General features: G+C 71.4%; 14 protein-coding genes. 10 read left to right on the top strand and 4 right to left on the bottom strand.

Annotation, left to right across the window (positions count from 1 at the left end; all coding sequences use genetic code 11):
- Window positions 1-9: 9 nt before the first annotated feature.
- The 3 genes from mmpB to OG214_RS14800 form a co-directional block, all read right to left on the bottom strand.
- Complete coding sequence (gene mmpB, locus OG214_RS14810) at window positions 10-138, bottom strand: morphogenic membrane protein MmpB (RefSeq protein WP_363081316.1); 129 nt, start codon at window positions 136-138, stop codon at window positions 10-12.
- Between the two features lie 75 nt (window positions 139-213).
- Window positions 214-420, bottom strand: a complete 207-nt coding sequence (locus OG214_RS14805; protein WP_405985005.1) for an acyl-CoA carboxylase epsilon subunit — start codon at window positions 418-420, stop codon at window positions 214-216.
- A gap of 40 nt (window positions 421-460) precedes the next feature.
- The gene (locus tag OG214_RS14800; protein WP_405985004.1) at window positions 461-2,110 is read right to left on the bottom strand and encodes an acyl-CoA carboxylase subunit beta; all 1,650 of its coding nucleotides are present in this window, start codon (window positions 2,108-2,110) and stop codon (window positions 461-463) included.
- 116 nt (window positions 2,111-2,226) lie between these two features.
- Here OG214_RS14800 and OG214_RS14795 point away from each other — a divergent pair, with 116 nt between their 5' ends.
- From OG214_RS14795 to hutH, 5 genes are all read left to right on the top strand, one after another.
- The gene (locus OG214_RS14795; protein ID WP_405985003.1) at window positions 2,227-3,087 is read left to right on the top strand and encodes a biotin--[acetyl-CoA-carboxylase] ligase; all 861 of its coding nucleotides are present in this window, start codon (window positions 2,227-2,229) and stop codon (window positions 3,085-3,087) included.
- Between the two features lie 243 nt (window positions 3,088-3,330).
- Window positions 3,331-4,482 (top strand): adenylate/guanylate cyclase domain-containing protein, encoded by a 1,152-nt coding sequence (locus tag OG214_RS14790; RefSeq protein WP_405985002.1) that lies wholly within the window; start codon window positions 3,331-3,333, stop codon window positions 4,480-4,482.
- Window positions 4,483-4,538: 56 nt separating this feature from the next.
- Window positions 4,539-5,360 carry an enoyl-CoA hydratase/isomerase family protein gene (locus OG214_RS14785; protein ID WP_405985001.1) on the top strand — a complete coding sequence of 274 codons (822 nt, stop codon included), beginning with the start codon at window positions 4,539-4,541 and terminating at the stop codon, window positions 5,358-5,360.
- A gap of 80 nt (window positions 5,361-5,440) precedes the next feature.
- On the top strand, window positions 5,441-6,562 hold the full coding sequence (locus OG214_RS14780; protein ID WP_363081310.1) for a GGDEF domain-containing protein: 1,122 nt from the start codon (window positions 5,441-5,443) through the stop codon (window positions 6,560-6,562).
- A 151-nt stretch (window positions 6,563-6,713) separates the two neighbouring features.
- The gene (hutH, locus tag OG214_RS14775) at window positions 6,714-8,255 is read left to right on the top strand and encodes a histidine ammonia-lyase (RefSeq protein ID WP_383032249.1); all 1,542 of its coding nucleotides are present in this window, start codon (window positions 6,714-6,716) and stop codon (window positions 8,253-8,255) included.
- A 98-nt stretch (window positions 8,256-8,353) separates the two neighbouring features.
- On the opposite strand, the gene OG214_RS14770 is transcribed toward hutH, so the two are convergent.
- Complete coding sequence (locus OG214_RS14770; protein ID WP_363086257.1) at window positions 8,354-8,656, bottom strand: hypothetical protein; 303 nt, start codon at window positions 8,654-8,656, stop codon at window positions 8,354-8,356.
- Between the two features lie 109 nt (window positions 8,657-8,765).
- On the opposite strand from OG214_RS14770, the gene OG214_RS14765 reads away from it, so the two are divergent.
- From OG214_RS14765 to OG214_RS14745, 5 genes are all read left to right on the top strand, one after another.
- The gene (locus OG214_RS14765) at window positions 8,766-9,125 is read left to right on the top strand and encodes a hypothetical protein (protein ID WP_363086256.1); all 360 of its coding nucleotides are present in this window, start codon (window positions 8,766-8,768) and stop codon (window positions 9,123-9,125) included.
- Between the two features lie 162 nt (window positions 9,126-9,287).
- Window positions 9,288-10,556 carry an Ig-like domain-containing protein gene (locus tag OG214_RS14760; RefSeq protein ID WP_405987507.1) on the top strand — a complete coding sequence of 423 codons (1,269 nt, stop codon included), beginning with the start codon at window positions 9,288-9,290 and terminating at the stop codon, window positions 10,554-10,556.
- A 149-nt stretch (window positions 10,557-10,705) separates the two neighbouring features.
- Entirely contained in the window at window positions 10,706-12,193 is a 1,488-nt protein-coding gene (locus OG214_RS14755) for an ABC transporter permease (RefSeq protein ID WP_405985000.1), read from the top strand.
- A 163-nt stretch (window positions 12,194-12,356) separates the two neighbouring features.
- A complete protein-coding gene (locus OG214_RS14750; RefSeq protein ID WP_363085845.1) occupies window positions 12,357-13,040 on the top strand; it encodes an ABC transporter ATP-binding protein in 684 nt (227 codons plus the stop codon).
- A 214-nt stretch (window positions 13,041-13,254) separates the two neighbouring features.
- Entirely contained in the window at window positions 13,255-14,250 is a 996-nt protein-coding gene (locus OG214_RS14745; RefSeq protein ID WP_363085844.1) for a GNAT family N-acetyltransferase, read from the top strand.
- Window positions 14,251-14,256: the final 6 nt, after the last annotated feature.

The raw sequence follows: 14,256 nt of genomic DNA, 5'->3' as shown, positions 1-14,256 counted from the left end.
GTCCGCCCGTCAATGAAGGCCGAGCACGATCATGGCCACCACCGCCGTCAGTGCGAGCAGCACACCCGCGCGGCGCAGCATGGTCTGCGCGTCGCGCAGCTCCTCGGGCGGCTCGTTCTCGGGATCGGACCAGAGCATGGGACCGATCCTCCGGCCGCCGCGCCCGGAACGCTTGAGTACCCGTACTCAGCCGCCGTCATCACTCAGCCGCCGTCATCCGGGCCAGTACGTCCGTGCCCAGGCGCGCGGACCCGGGCTCGGGGCGCGGTGGCGGGCGATACGGGTAGGGGAGGACCACTCGGCGGGCGGCTCGGGCGCCCGCTCCGGGGAGCGGGCCGCCGCCGCGGCACGGGCCTGGACCACCGCCAGCGCGGCGGCCAGTTCCTCCCGGGTCGGCTTCCCCCGTACGACCTTAATCATCTGCGACTCCCTTCCCGCCAGGGCGGAACGACCGGACACCCTAGAGCGGAATGTTGCCGTGCTTCTTCGGGGGCAGGCTTTCCCGCTTCGTACGGAGCTGACGCAGTCCCTTCACGATATGCGCGCGGGTGTCCGAGGGCATGATCACCGCGTCGACATAGCCGCGTTCGGCCGCCGCGTACGGATTGAGCAGCGCGTCCTCGTACTCCTGGATCAACCGGGCGCGCGCCGTCTCCTGCGCCTCCTCGTCACCGGCCGCGGCGATCGTACGGCGGTGCAGGATGTTCACCGCGCCCTGCGCGCCCATCACGGCGATCTGCGCGGTCGGCCAGGCCACATTGAGATCGGCGCCGAGATGCTTGGAGCCCATGACGTCGTACGCGCCGCCGAAGGCCTTGCGGGTGATCACCGTGATCAGCGGGACGGTGGCCTCCGCGTAGGCGTAGATCAGCTTGGCGCCGCGCCGGATGATGCCGCCGTACTCCTGGTCCACGCCCGGCAGGAAGCCCGGGACGTCGACGAAGGTCAGCACCGGGATGTTGAAGGCGTCGCACGTACGGACGAAACGCGCCGCCTTCTCCGAGGCGTTGATGTCCAGACAGCCCGCGAACTGCATCGGCTGATTGGCGACGACACCGACCGGGAAGCCCTCGACCCGGCCGAACCCGGTGATGATGTTCGGCGCGAACAGCGCCTGGGTCTCCAGGAACTCGCCGTCGTCCAGCACATGTTCGACGGCGGTGTGCATGTCGTACGGCTGGTTGGCGGAGTTGGGGATCAGGGTGTCGAGTTCGCGGTCGTCGGCGGTCGTCTCCGGATCGGCCTGCTCGGGGAAGGCGGGCGGCTCGGAGAGATTGTTCGACGGGAGGTACGAGAGCAGGGACTTGACGTACTCGATCGCGTCCTTCTCGTCGCCCGCCATGTGGTGGGCGACCCCGGAGGTGGTGTTGTGGGTACGGGCGCCGCCCAGCTCCTCGAAGCCCACGTCCTCGCCGGTCACCGTCTTGATGACATCGGGCCCCGTGATGAACATGTGCGAGGTCTGGTCGACCATCACCGTGAAGTCGGTGATCGCCGGGGAGTAGACCGCGCCGCCCGCGCACGGGCCGACGATCAGGCTGATCTGCGGCACCACACCCGAGGCGTGCACATTGCGGCGGAAGATCTCGGCGAACAGACCGAGCGCGGCCACGCCCTCCTGGATACGGGCGCCCCCGCCGTCGTTGATGCCGATGATCGGACAGCCGGTCTTCAGGGCGAAGTCCATCACCTTCACGATCTTCTCGCCGTAGACCTCACCGAGCGAGCCGCCGAAGATCGTGAAGTCCTGCGAGTAGACACAGACGGGCCGGCCGTCGACCGTGCCGTAACCGGTGATGACACCGTCGCCGTACGGGCGGTTCTTCTCGATGCCGAAGGCCGTGGAGCGGTGCCGGGCGAACTCGTCCAGTTCGACGAACGACCCCTCGTCGAGCAGCAGGCCGACGCGCTCACGTGCCGTCAGCTTGCCCTTGGCGTGCTGTTTCTCCACCGCGCGCGCGGAGCCCGCGTGGGTGGCCTCCTCGATACGGCGCCGCAGGTCGGCGATCCTGTCCGCGGTGGTGTGGGCCGCGGCGGTCCCCGGGGACGTTTCCGCGGGGACACCGGCGGCTTCGGCGGTGGGTCCCTGGGCGATTTCCGGCTCGGACATCGGGATGCGGCTCCCTGCGGGTCACGGATGCGGGTGTTCCGGTGCTACTGATCCGTAGCGTATCGGCGTGGATACCGTTCGGCAGTGCGGTGTTTGCCACACCTAGGGTGGCTTGCATGAACGACTCCGACACCCCCGTGAGCCGCTGGTCCGACCTCGACCGGCCACCTCTCAACGCTAGCGCGCTGCGCCGCGGGCTGATCAGGCCCGGCGCTCTGTGGACCTCCCTCGACGTGGTCCCCGCGACCGGCTCCACCAATACCGATCTGGCCGGGCGGGCCGCGGCGGGCCTGGCCGAGGGCGCGGTGCTGGTCGCCGAGGAGCAGACGGCGGGACGGGGCCGGCTGGACCGGCGGTGGACGGCGCCGGCCCGTTCGGGCCTCTTCTTCTCCGTACTGCTCAGGCCGGGACCGGACGTACCGGTCCGGCACTACGGCTGGCTGCCGCTGCTGACCGGAGTGGCCGTGGCGACCGGTCTGGCGCGGGCGGCGGGCGTGGACACATCCCTCAAATGGCCCAACGACCTGCTGGTGACCGTGGGGGGTGAGGAGCGCAAGGCGGGCGGGATCCTCGCCGAGCGCGCGGGGGACGGCGCGGTCGTGGTGGGCATCGGGCTGAACGTCTCACTGCGCGAGTCCGAACTGCCCGTGCCGACGGCCGGTTCACTCGCCCTGGCGAACGCGGTGTCCCTGGACCGGGACACCCTGCTGCGGGGAGTGCTGCGGTCACTGGAGCGGTGGTACGGCGAGTGGCGGACGGCGGGCGGCGATCCGGCGCTGTCCAGGGTCCAGGAGGCGTACGCGGCGGGGTGCGCGACCCTGGGACGGCCGGTACGGGCGGAGCTGCCGGGGGGCCGGGAGCTGGCCGGGGAAGCGGTCGCGATCGACAGCGAGGGCCGGCTGGTCGTACGGACCGGGGACGGTGAACGGCACGCGGTGGGCGCGGGCGACATCGTGCATCTGCGGGCGGCCGGGTGAGCCGGGACGGCGGACACCGGGTGAGGCGGTGGCGGCGGGGGTTCGCCGGGTGAGCCGGTGGCGGCGCGCGACGGGGTGAATCCGGGGTGTCAGGACCCGGCGGAACCGGTCACGCCGACGGCCCCGCGGACGTATAAATAGGCTGGTGGGTGGGACGTGAGCCAGGGCACATCTGCCGTATCGTTGAGGCGGTCCACGACAGATCGGCAGGACAGTGCGCAGGGAACGGGCAGGAGGCGGCTGGTGACCGTCGACGATTCGACTTCCGGCGAGGACGCGCAGCGGCCGTCGGAACCGTCCGGATTCCCGACCCCGCACCATGTCGTCGACCACACGGCCGAGCCGACCGACGACCCGCTGGCCATCCGTCTCGAACAGCTCATCCTCGGCGCGGAGCGCCGCTACACCCCCTTCCAGGCGGCCCGTACCGCCGGGGTCTCGATGGATCTCGCCTCCCGCTTCTGGCGCGCGATGGGTTTCGCCGACATCGGCCAGGCCAAGGCGCTCACCGAGGCGGACGTCCTGGCGCTGCGCAGGCTCGCGGGTCTGGTGGAGGCGGGGCTGCTCAGCGAGCCGATGGCGATCCAGGTCGCCCGGTCGACGGGACAGACCACCGCCCGGCTGGCGGAGTGGCAGATCGACTCCTTCCTGGAGGGGCTGACCGAGCCGCCCGAGCCGGGCATGACCCGTACGGAAGTCACCTATCCGCTGGTGGAACTGCTCCTGCCGGAGCTGGAGGAGTTCATCGTCTACGTCTGGCGGCGCCAGCTCGCCGCCGCGACCGGACGTGTCGTCCAGGCCGCCGACGACGAGGAGATGGTCGACCGGAGGCTCGCCGTCGGCTTCGCGGATCTCGTCGGGTTCACCCGGCTGACCCGCCGGCTGGAGGAGGAGGAACTGGGTGAGCTGGTCGAGGCGTTCGAGACGACCTGCGCCGACCTCGTCGCCGCGCACGGCGGCCGGCTGATCAAGACGCTCGGTGACGAGGTCCTGTTCGCGGCGGACGACGCGGGCACGGCGGCGGAGATAGCGCTGCGGCTCATAGAGACCATGACCCATGACGCGTCCATGCCGGCGCTACGGGTGGGGATCGCGTTCGGTACGGTCACCACGCGGATGGGCGATGTCTTCGGTACGACCGTGAACCTGGCCAGCAGGCTCACCTCGATCGCGCCCAAGGACACGGTGCTGGTCGACGGCGCGTTCGCGGAGGATCTGATCCGCTCGGGCGAGGCCCCCGCCTCCGAGGCCCAGGCGGCCGAGGCGGCGGCGGAGGCCGAGAAGGAGGGCCATGCCCCGCCCCCGTACCGCTTCGGACTCCAGCCCATGTGGCAGCGGCCGGTGCGCGGGCTCGGTGTGGTGGAACCGTGGCTGCTGGGACGGCGCGATACATAGTGCGCAGGCCTAGGATCGACCCCCGGTGAACCATCGTTAACCGGGAGGGTGTGGTCATGGCCGGGACTGAAGAGACCGATGGACAGCGGTTCGGGGAGTTCGTCGCCGTACGGCGGCACGGCGGCGGCGGTCATGTCGCGGAGCTGGTCCTCGACCGCCCCAAGGCGATGAACGCCGTGTCGACGGAGATGGCCAGGTCCATCGCCGCCGCGTGTACGGCGCTCGCCGCCGACGGGAGCGTACGTACGACCGTTCTGACCTCCACCCACGCGCGGGCCTTCTGCGTGGGCGCGGACCTCAAGGAGCGCAACTCCCTGAGCGACGCCGAGCTGGTGCGGCAGCGGCCGCTCGCACGCGCCGCGTACACCGGGGTGCTGGAGCTGCCCATGCCGGTCGTCGCCGCGGTGCACGGCTTCGCGCTGGGCGGCGGGTTCGAGCTGGCGCTCGCCTGCGATCTGATCGTCGCGGACCGTACGGCGGTCCTCGCACTGCCCGAGGTGTCGGTCGGGGTGATCCCCGGCGGCGGCGGTACGCAACTGCTGCCGCGCCGGGTCGGGGCCGCGCGCGCCGCCGAGCTGATCTTCACGGCCCGGCGCGTGGAGGCCGCGGAGGCGGAGCGGCTGGGACTGGTCGATCTGCTGGTGGACGAGGGCGCGGACCGGGACGAGGCCCTCGCGCTGGCGGAGCGCGTCGCCGCGAACTCGCCCGTCGGCCTGCGGGCCGCGAAGCGCGCGCTACGGCTCGGGCACGGGCTCGATCTGCGGGCGGGCCTGGAGGTCGAGGACGCCGCGTGGCGCTCCGTGGCCTTCTCCGGGGACCGCGCGGAGGGGGTCGCGGCCTTCAACGAGAAGCGGAAGCCGCAGTGGCCGGGGGAGTGAACCGGCTCCTGGGTGAACGCACGGTGAGCGCCTCCCGCCATGGATGATCAAATCCCGCCATACCGCCCTAAGCTGGGGTTATGGGAGTGGACGGGAGACTGCGCGCCATAGTGGAACTGTCTCAGGCGATGGCGGCGGCCCCTACGGCGATCGAGTCCTGGCGGGCCGCCGCGGAAGGCGCGCGGGAGGCGCTCGGGGGGAGCTTCGCGGCGCTCTCGGTATGGGAGCGCGAACTCGGACGGCTCAGGGTGCTGGTGAACACGGGGGAGCGGGCCGAGGGGGAGGAGGAGTTCCCCGAGGACGAGACCTATCCCGTGCACCGGTTCCCCGAGATCGCCGAATTCCCGCACGGGCGGCGGGCGGCGGGCGGCGGTCCGAAGGCCTGGGTCGAGACGGCGGACGGGGAGCCCGGCCGCCGTCATGGGCGGGCCGCCGCGCTCCGTGGCCGAGGCCGTGGCTGCTGTGTCGTCGCGCCGATCGTGCTGAACGGGCGGGCGTGGGGCGAGCTGTATGTGGCCCGTCCCCCGGGAGAGCCGGTCTTCGGCCCGGACGACGCGGATTTCGCGGCCGTCGTCGCGTCCGTGGTGGCGGCGGGTGTCGCCCAGACGGAGCGGCTCGAAGAGGTCCGCCGGCTCGCCTTCACGGACCCGCTGACCGGGCTCGCGAACCGGCGGGCGGTCGACGCGCGGCTGGACGAGGCGGTCGGCAGACACCGGGAGGACGGGGCCGTGGTGAGCCTCGTCGTCTGCGATCTCAACGGACTGAAGCGGGTCAACGACACCCTTGGCCACGCGGTGGGCGACCGTCTGCTGGAACGCTTCGGCACGGTCCTCTCCGTATGCGGCGCGAAGCTCCCCGGGGCGCTGGCGGCGCGGCTGGGCGGTGACGAGTTCTGCCTGGTGGCGGTGGGGCCCACGGCGGACGAGGTGATCGCGGTGGCGGACGAACTGTGCGCGCGGGCGGCCGAGCTGAATCCGGGGGAGGGGGTGGCGTGCGGGATCGCCTCGACGGGGGACCCGATCGGGGAGGTGCGGACGGCGCGACGCCTGTTCCGGCTGGCGGACGCGGCGCAGTACCGGGCGAAGGGGGCGAGGTCGAGGGGGCCGGTGGTGGCGGGCCGGGACGGAACGGTACTGGCCCTGGCGGACACACCGCCGGAAGGCCCGGACCGCCGCCGCTTCCGCGGGCCACCTCCCGGTTAGGGGGCCGGTTCTCGGTCTGCGGGTCCGTCCGCGTGCCCGTCCGTCCGCGTGCCGGTCCGTCCTCAATCGCCGGGCGGGCTTGATGCGGGCCCGGACCCACCGCCGGCCCGTGACAGAGAGGGATTCAGTCCGTAGGCTCCTGAATATGGATATGCACACTGTCGTGGTGGGGACGGCCGGGACGACCGGCGAGGATGTGGTCGCCGTGGCCCGTGGGCTCGCCAGGGTCGAGCTCTCGCCCGAGGCCCTCGACGCGATGGCCGCCGCGCGGGAGGTCGTGGACGCGCTCGCCGCCAAGCCCGAGCCCGTCTACGGCGTGTCCACCGGGTTCGGCGCGCTCGCCACCCGGCACATCGGCCAGGACCTGCGCACCCGGCTCCAGCGCAACATCGTGCGGTCGCACGCCGCCGGGATGGGGCCGAGTGTCGAGCGCGAGGTGGTGCGGGCGCTGATGTTCCTGCGGCTCAAGACCGTGGCGTCCGGGCGTACCGGCGTACGCCCCCAGGTCGCGCGGACCATGGCCGACGTGCTGAACGCCCGGATCACCCCCGTCGTGCACGAGTTCGGCTCGCTCGGCTGCTCCGGCGATCTCGCGCCGCTCTCCCACTGCGCGCTCACGCTCATGGGCGAGGGCGACGCCGAGGGCCCCGACGGAGTGGTGCGGCCGGCCGGTGAACTGCTCGCCGCGCACGGCATCGAGCCGGTCGAGCTGCGCGAGAAGGAGGGCCTCGCCCTGCTCAACGGCACGGACGGCATGCTCGGCATGCTGGTGATGGCGATCGCCGATCTCCAGCGGCTCTACACCTCCGCCGACATCACCGCCGCGCTGAGCCTGGAGGCCCTGCTCGGCACCGCCAAGGTCCTCGCCCCCGAGCTGCACGCCATCCGCCCGCACCCCGGCCAGGGCGTCAGCGCCGCCAATATGCTGCGGGTGCTCGCCGGGTCCGGGCTGACCGGCCACTTCCAGCAGGACGAGGCACCGCGCGTCCAGGACGCGTACTCCGTGCGCTGCGCCCCCCAGGTCGCCGGCGCCGGGCGGGACACCCTGGAGTACGCGGGTGTCGTCGCCGGCCGCGAGCTGGCCTCGGCGGTCGACAACCCCGTGGTGCTGCCCGACGGCCGTGTCGAGTCCAACGGGAACTTCCACGGCGCGCCCGTCGCGTATGTCCTGGACTTCCTGGCGATCGCCGCCGCCGACCTCGCCTCCATCGCCGAGCGCCGTACGGACCGGCTGCTGGACAAGAACCGCTCGCACGGGCTGCCGCCCTTCCTCGCCGACGACCCCGGCGTCGACTCGGGCCTGATGATCGCCCAGTACACCCAGGCCGCCCTGGTCAGCGAGATGAAGCGGCTGGCCGTCCCCGCCTCCGTCGACTCGATCCCGTCCTCCGCGATGCAGGAGGACCATGTCTCGATGGGCTGGTCGGCCGCGCGCAAGCTCCGTACGGCCGTCGGCCATCTCACCCAGGTGATCGCCGTCGAGCTGTACGCGGCGACGCGCGCGGTCGAGCTGAGGGAGGGTCTGACACCCGCGCCCGCGTCCAGGGCCGCCATCGACGCCCTGCGCGCCGCCGGTGCCCAGGGCCCGGGTCCCGACCGCTTCCTCGCCCCCGATCTCGCGGCGGCCGAGGCCTTCGTCCGTGAGGGCGGGCTGATCGCGGCGGTGGAGCGGGTGACCGGACCGCTGGCCTGAGGCGTACGGCGACCGGCCTGAGGCGTACGGCGAAGGGGGCCGCCCGGTGTCCGGGCGGCCCCCTCCGTGGTGCGGATGGATCTCAGGGCGCGGATGGATCAGAGCGCGTCGGCATTCCTTCGTGCCGAGTACGCGACGAACCCCGCGCCGATCATCAGAAAGGCTGTCCCGCCGAACAGATACGGCGTGGTGTCCACGCCGCCGGTGTCGGCGAGGGCGAGGTGCCGTGGGCTCTCCGAGCTGTCGGAGTCCCCGGCGGCGGTGCTGTGAGCGGTCGCCGCTGACATGTGAGCCGGTTCGCTCCGCTCATCGGTGGCGTTCGCGGACGGAACGAACCACAGGGCACAGAGCAGGGTCCCGGCGGCGGTGGCTGTCAGCAGCGGTCGGCGTACGACGGACACGGATTCGATCCCCCTTGTGACAACGCCGAATTGGCTGGGTGCGCCGATGCTAGTGAAAGCAGCGGGTCGCGGGAAAGTCGCGGGGGGTCTGAGCCCTACGCTCCGTCGTATGACCACTACAGAAACATCACGGTATGTACGGCTTCGGGTGGAATTGGTGCTGGAGGTCGACGACCCCGAGAAGCTGAGCGCCACCGCCCTCGCCCGTATCGGCGCCGACGAGTTCATGCCCGACGACGAGCGTGCCCACGCCGAGACGGCGGTGGGGGAGGACGAGGCCGAGGCCATCGCGTATCTCGTCGAACCGTTCGACCTGGTCAGGACGGTCCCCGGGGTCCAGCTCGCCCAGGCCTCGTGGACCAGCGAGCAGATCGACTACGACCCGGACTCCGCGGAGTGGGACCTCGACGACGAGGACCGGGCCGCGCCCGTGGAAGAGGAGGAGGACGTCCCGGCTGGTCGGCACTAGCACGCGAGCGTGTCACTCTGGTAAGCCCCGGTCCGCGTCAGCCGACGGGCCGGGGCTCGCCCATGCCCAGGGCGAGTGGTGTGCGACACATCTCGGTTGAAGTGGAACCGGGCGAACCGGTACAGCAGTTCTTAAAGGATACCGGCAGGGTTGGCGTCGATGATGGAGAAGCGTGTGATGACGGACAGCAAGCGGCGCAGGGGCCTCATGGCCGCGTCCGCGGTGCTCGGCGGTGTACTGGTGCTTTCGGCCTGTAGCGAGGGCGCGGACAACGCGTCCGCCGAGAACACGAAGTCCCCGTCGTCGCAGGCCCAGGTGGACGAGGCGGCGGCCAAGGACACCTCCGAGGCCCAGATAGCCATCTCACCGAAGAACGGCGCGACGAACGTCGGCATCAACAACGACGCCGAGGTCAAGGTCACCAAGGGCACCCTCACCGAGGTCACGATGACCACGGCGGACGGCACGGATGTGCCGGGTACGCTCTCCGCCGACTCCACGAGCTGGCAGCCGGACGGCCAGCTCGACCGGTCGACCACCTACAAGATCGCCGCGTCGGCCAAGGACGGCAAGGGCCGCGAGGCCCATGAGAACTCGTCCTTCACCACCGTCTCGCCCGACAACAGCTTCATCGGGAACTTCACCCCCGAGGACGGCTCCACGGTGGGCGTCGGTATGCCCGTCTCGATCAACTTCGACAAGGCGATCACCGACCAGAAGGCGGTCCAGGAGGGGATCACGGTCACCTCCAGCAGCGGCCAGGAGGTCGTCGGGCACTGGTTCAGCTCGCAGCGGCTCGACTTCCGCCCCGAGCAGTACTGGCAGGGCAACTCGACCGTCACCCTCAAGCTGAACCTGGACGGGGTCGAGGGCGCCGACGGTGTCTTCGGCGTCCAGCAGAAGACGGTCACGTTCACGATCGGCCGCAACCAGGTCAGCACCGTCGACGCCCAGAAGAAGACGATGACGGTCACCCGGGACGGCCAGACGGTCAAGACGATCCCGATCTCCTCGGGCTCCCCCGAGAACCCGACGTACAACGGGCAGATGGTGATCTCCGAGAAGTTCAAGGAGACCCGGATGAACGGCGCCACGGTCGGCTTCACGGACAACGACGGCAAGGGCGAGTACGACATCAAGGACGTCCCGCACGCCATGCGGCTGTCCACGTCGGGCACCTTCATCCACGGCAACTACTGGGGCGCCAAGTCCATCTTCGGCACCGCCAACACCAGCCACGGCTGTGTCGGTCTGGCGGATGTGAAGGGCGCGGGCGACCCCAACCAGCCGGCGGCGTGGTTCTACGAGAACTCGCTCATCGGTGATGTCGTCATCGTCAAGAACTCCCCGGACAAGATGATCAAGCCCGACAACGGCCTCAACGGCTGGAACCTCAACTGGGCGGACTGGCAGGCCGGTTCGCAGGTCTGATCCGGTCGCTCCCGGCCTGCCGGGAGCGGTCGTCTCCTCGTACGCCCGACGGCGGCGGCACCCTCGCGGTGCCGCCGCCGTTCGCGTTCTCATCCAGCTCTCACCGGGGCCTCAACACTTCATCACGCCCGGTGCCTAGCTTCACGCCCATGTTCTTCACCTATCTCAGGCGCGAGCTGCGCCGTCGCAGAAAGGCGGCGCTCGTCGTCGCCTCGGGGCTCGCCCTGGGTATCGCGCTGGTGATCATCGTCAGCTCGGTCTCCTCCGGTATGAGCCAGGCACAGGACAAGGTCCTGCAATCGCTGTACGGCCTGGGCACCGACATGACCGTCACCAAGGCCGCGCCCCCGCCCGCCGAGGGCGGCCAGAACAGGCCGCGCTTCGAGTTCGACGCCCAGGGCGACGGCGAGCAGAGCAGTGACCGGGTGGTGGTCCAGGGCTTCCAGACGCTGGCCGCCTCGACCGTGACCGACGTCGGCGGCCAGGACGGGGTCGCCGACGCCGTCGGCGGGCTGAGCCTGACCGTGCTCAAGGTCAACGGGGAGTTCAAGCCCGGCGAGTTCACCCCGGGGCAGGGCGGTGGCGGCGGTGGCGGTGGCGGTGGTGGTGGCGGTGGTGGTGGCGGTGGTGGTGCCGGCGGGAGCGGTGAGGTCCGGGGCGGCGGCGCCGCGTTCGACGTCAACACCTACTCGGTGTACGGCACCGATGTCTCCGCGCCCGCCCTCGGCCCGCTCACCTCTTCCAAGATCACCTCGGGCCGTACCTTCACGAGCGGTGAGACCGACGCGGCCGTCGCGATCGTCGACAGCGCGTACGCCAAGGAGAAGAGCCTCGCGGTCGACAAGACCGTGACCATCTCGGGCACCAAGTTCACCATCGTCGGGGTCGCGACCGCCGACAGCGGCGACGCCGCAGCCAATCTCTACGTTCCGCTGAAGAAGGCCCAGACCCTGGCCGACTCCAAGGACAAGGTCACCACGGTCTATGTGAAGGCCGCCGACTCGCAGCAGATCGAGGGCGTCAAGTCCGCCATCCAGAAGAACGTGCCGGACACGACCGTCACCACCTCGGCCGATCTCGCGGACACCGTCTCCGGTTCCCTGTCCACGGCCTCCGATCTCGCCACGACCGTCGGCAAGTGGCTCTCCATCGCCGTACTGATCGCCGCCTTCCTGGTGGCCGGTCTGCTCACCTCCTCGGCGGTCAGCCGCCGGGTACGGGAGTTCGGCACGCTCAAGGCGCTCGGCTGGAAGAGCGGCCGGGTGACCCGTCAGGTGGTGGGCGAGGCACTGGTCAACGGCCTGCTCGGCGGTGTGCTCGGTATCGCGCTGGGGCTCGGCGGCGCCTATCTCGTCACGGCCGTCAGCCCGACCCTGACGGCGCAGCTCGGCTCCACGGGCGGCGGCGGTGGCGGTGGCGGCTTCGGTGGTGGCGGCGGTGGCTTCGCCGGCGGCGGCGGACCCGCGCGGCAGACCGCGGCCAAGGCGCTCGACATCACCCTGACCGCGCCCGTCTCGCTCGCCACCCTCGGTATCGCCGTCGGACTCGCCGTCGCGGGCGGTCTGATCGCGGGCGGCTTCGGCGGCTGGCGCGCGTCCCGGCTGCGCCCGGCGGACGCGTTGCGGCGGCTGGAGTGACGGGCCGCCGAGCGGGCCGCCGAGCGGCTCCCTCCGGCCACTGTCCCCGGCACCGGCGGAACCCTCCTCACCGCCTCACCCTCCCGCACCACCCCGTCCCACACCCTCGAACGGCAGTCCGCAAGGCAGTCCGTACAGCAGTCCGTACAGCAGGAGTTGAACCGTGTACCAGCTCAGCGGCGTCACCAAGCGCTATCAGCGCGGCAAGAAGACCGTCGACGCGCTCGCGGGCGTCGATCTGACCATCGAGGACGGCGGCCGGCTCGTCATCCAGGGTCCCACCGGCGGCGGCAAGTCCACCCTCCTCCAGATGCTCGGCGGGCTCGACCGGCCGACCAAGGGCACCGTCGAGTTCGACGGGGTGGATCTGGCGACCCTGCCCGAGGCCCGGCTGACGAAGGTGCGCGCCGAGAACATCGGTTTCGTCTTCCAGAGCTTCAACCTCATCCCCACCCTGACCGCGCAGGAGAACGTCGAGACCGCGCTCGTGCCCCTCGGTGTCAGGGGCGCCGCCCGGCGGCAGCAGGCCGCGGAGGCCCTGGACTCCGTCGGTCTCGGCGAGCGGCTCGGCCATGTGCCCGGCGAACTCTCCGGCGGCCAGCAGCAGCGTGTCGCGATCGCCCGCGCGCTCGTCAAGAGGCCGAAGGTGCTGCTCGCCGATGAACCCACGGGAAATCTCGACGAGTCGATGCGTGACGAGATCATGGAACTGCTGGAGGGCCTCTGGAAAGAGCACGGCCTGACGTTCATCATGGTCACTCACGACAGCTCGATCGCCCGCCGGGCCCCACGGCTCGCCACGATCCGCAAGGGACGGGTCACGGTCACCGAGAACGCGGCGGCCTGAGCCGCACCGGCCGCGGCGGCCGTGCCGTGCCACCCGGACCGTGGAGCCGGGCGGACCAGGCAGCGGGGGGCGGGTCCTGTCCGGCCGGACAGGGTCTGGCCGGACAGGGTCCGGGGGTGCTTGTGCTGTCGGGGCACGAGCACCCCGTCCCGCCCCGCCCGGACGTCCCGTCAACTCGGGGGCGTCGCCCTCCTCGTACGCGTAGGTTCGGTCCATGCTGATCACTCTGGGAAGCCCGCCGTCGGACGCCGAGACAGATGCCTATCACGCGGTGATCAGCGCCGCACATGTCCGCGATCTCCCCGCCTCGGTCCCCGAGCCCAGCAGGGGGGAGACCGCGGGCAGGCTGCGGGTGCCCCCGCTGCACGGCAGTAACGTTCATCTCGCGACGACGGGGCCCGACGGCTCGTACGAGGGTGTCGCCTCGCTGCTGCTGTTCACCGACCGGGACAGCCGCCACACCGCCTTTCTCGACGCCCTGGTGGTACGGCCCGACGCCCGGCGGTCCGGGGTCGGCGCCGCGCTCTGGGCCGCCGTACGCGCCGAACTCCTCGCGCACGGGCGCACCTCGGTCTCGACCGTGCTCGAACTCGGCGGCGCGGGCGAGGCGTTCGTGGACAGCCTGGGCTTCACGAATGTGCTTCCGCTCGGCTGGTACGTACTCCGTGTCCAGCAGGCGGTGGACGAGATCCCGCCGCCCGCGCTGCCCGACGGCCTCCGTTTCACCGACTGGTCGGGCGCGGTCCCCGACGGACCGGCGGAGTCCTTCGCCCGCGCCCGTGGGACGGTACGGGACGCGCCGACAGCCGTGCCCGGAGGGCAGTTGGACGAGCGGAGACCGAGCCCGGACGTGGCACGGATACGAGCGGGCGCCCAGGTGATGGAGCGGCGCGGCGGGATCGTCCTCACCGCCGCCGTGCTCGACACGACGGACGGCGACGCCGTGGTGGCGTACACGGAGGTGGCGCTCCGCGACCCCGCCGACACCCGCGCGGTCCAGTACGACACGGTCGTCGTCCCGGCCCACCGGGGGCGCGGTCTCGGCCGGGCGGTCAAGCGCCATCTGCTGGGGCGGCTGCGCGAACTGCACCCCGCCGTACGGGAGATCACCACCACCGTCGCGGACGGCAACGCGTCGATGCTGGCCGTGAACGAGGCGCTGGGCTACCGCCGCGAGCGCCCCGCCGGCATCTTCCGTACCAAGCTCTGAGAGCCG

Source organism: Streptomyces sp. NBC_00872, assembly GCF_045161915.1.
In the GTDB taxonomy this organism is placed as follows: domain Bacteria; phylum Actinomycetota; class Actinomycetes; order Streptomycetales; family Streptomycetaceae; genus Streptomyces.
Note: the sequence above shows the minus strand (reverse complement) of the source record. Positions and strands in the feature narration are given on the sequence as shown.

What these genes read in the sequence shown, in the direction of transcription:
- mmpB (WP_363081316.1), bottom strand. Translation starts at nt 138, where the DNA reads ATGCTCTGGTCCGATCCCGAGAACGAGCCGCCCGAGGAGCTGCGCGAC.
- OG214_RS14805 (WP_405985005.1), bottom strand. Translation starts at nt 420, where the DNA reads ATGATTAAGGTCGTACGGGGGAAGCCGACCCGGGAGGAACTGGCCGCC.
- OG214_RS14800 (WP_405985004.1), bottom strand. Translation starts at nt 2,110, where the DNA reads ATGTCCGAGCCGGAAATCGCCCAGGGACCCACCGCCGAAGCCGCCGGT.
- OG214_RS14795 (WP_405985003.1), top strand. Translation starts at nt 2,227, where the DNA reads ATGAACGACTCCGACACCCCCGTGAGCCGCTGGTCCGACCTCGACCGG.
- OG214_RS14785 (WP_405985001.1), top strand. Translation starts at nt 4,539, where the DNA reads ATGGCCGGGACTGAAGAGACCGATGGACAGCGGTTCGGGGAGTTCGTC.
- OG214_RS14780 (WP_363081310.1), top strand. Translation starts at nt 5,441, where the DNA reads ATGGGAGTGGACGGGAGACTGCGCGCCATAGTGGAACTGTCTCAGGCG.
- hutH (WP_383032249.1), top strand. Translation starts at nt 6,714, where the DNA reads ATGCACACTGTCGTGGTGGGGACGGCCGGGACGACCGGCGAGGATGTG.
- OG214_RS14765 (WP_363086256.1), top strand. Translation starts at nt 8,766, where the DNA reads ATGACCACTACAGAAACATCACGGTATGTACGGCTTCGGGTGGAATTG.
- OG214_RS14760 (WP_405987507.1), top strand. Translation starts at nt 9,288, where the DNA reads ATGGAGAAGCGTGTGATGACGGACAGCAAGCGGCGCAGGGGCCTCATG.
- OG214_RS14755 (WP_405985000.1), top strand. Translation starts at nt 10,706, where the DNA reads ATGTTCTTCACCTATCTCAGGCGCGAGCTGCGCCGTCGCAGAAAGGCG.
- OG214_RS14745 (WP_363085844.1), top strand. Translation starts at nt 13,255, where the DNA reads ATGCTGATCACTCTGGGAAGCCCGCCGTCGGACGCCGAGACAGATGCC.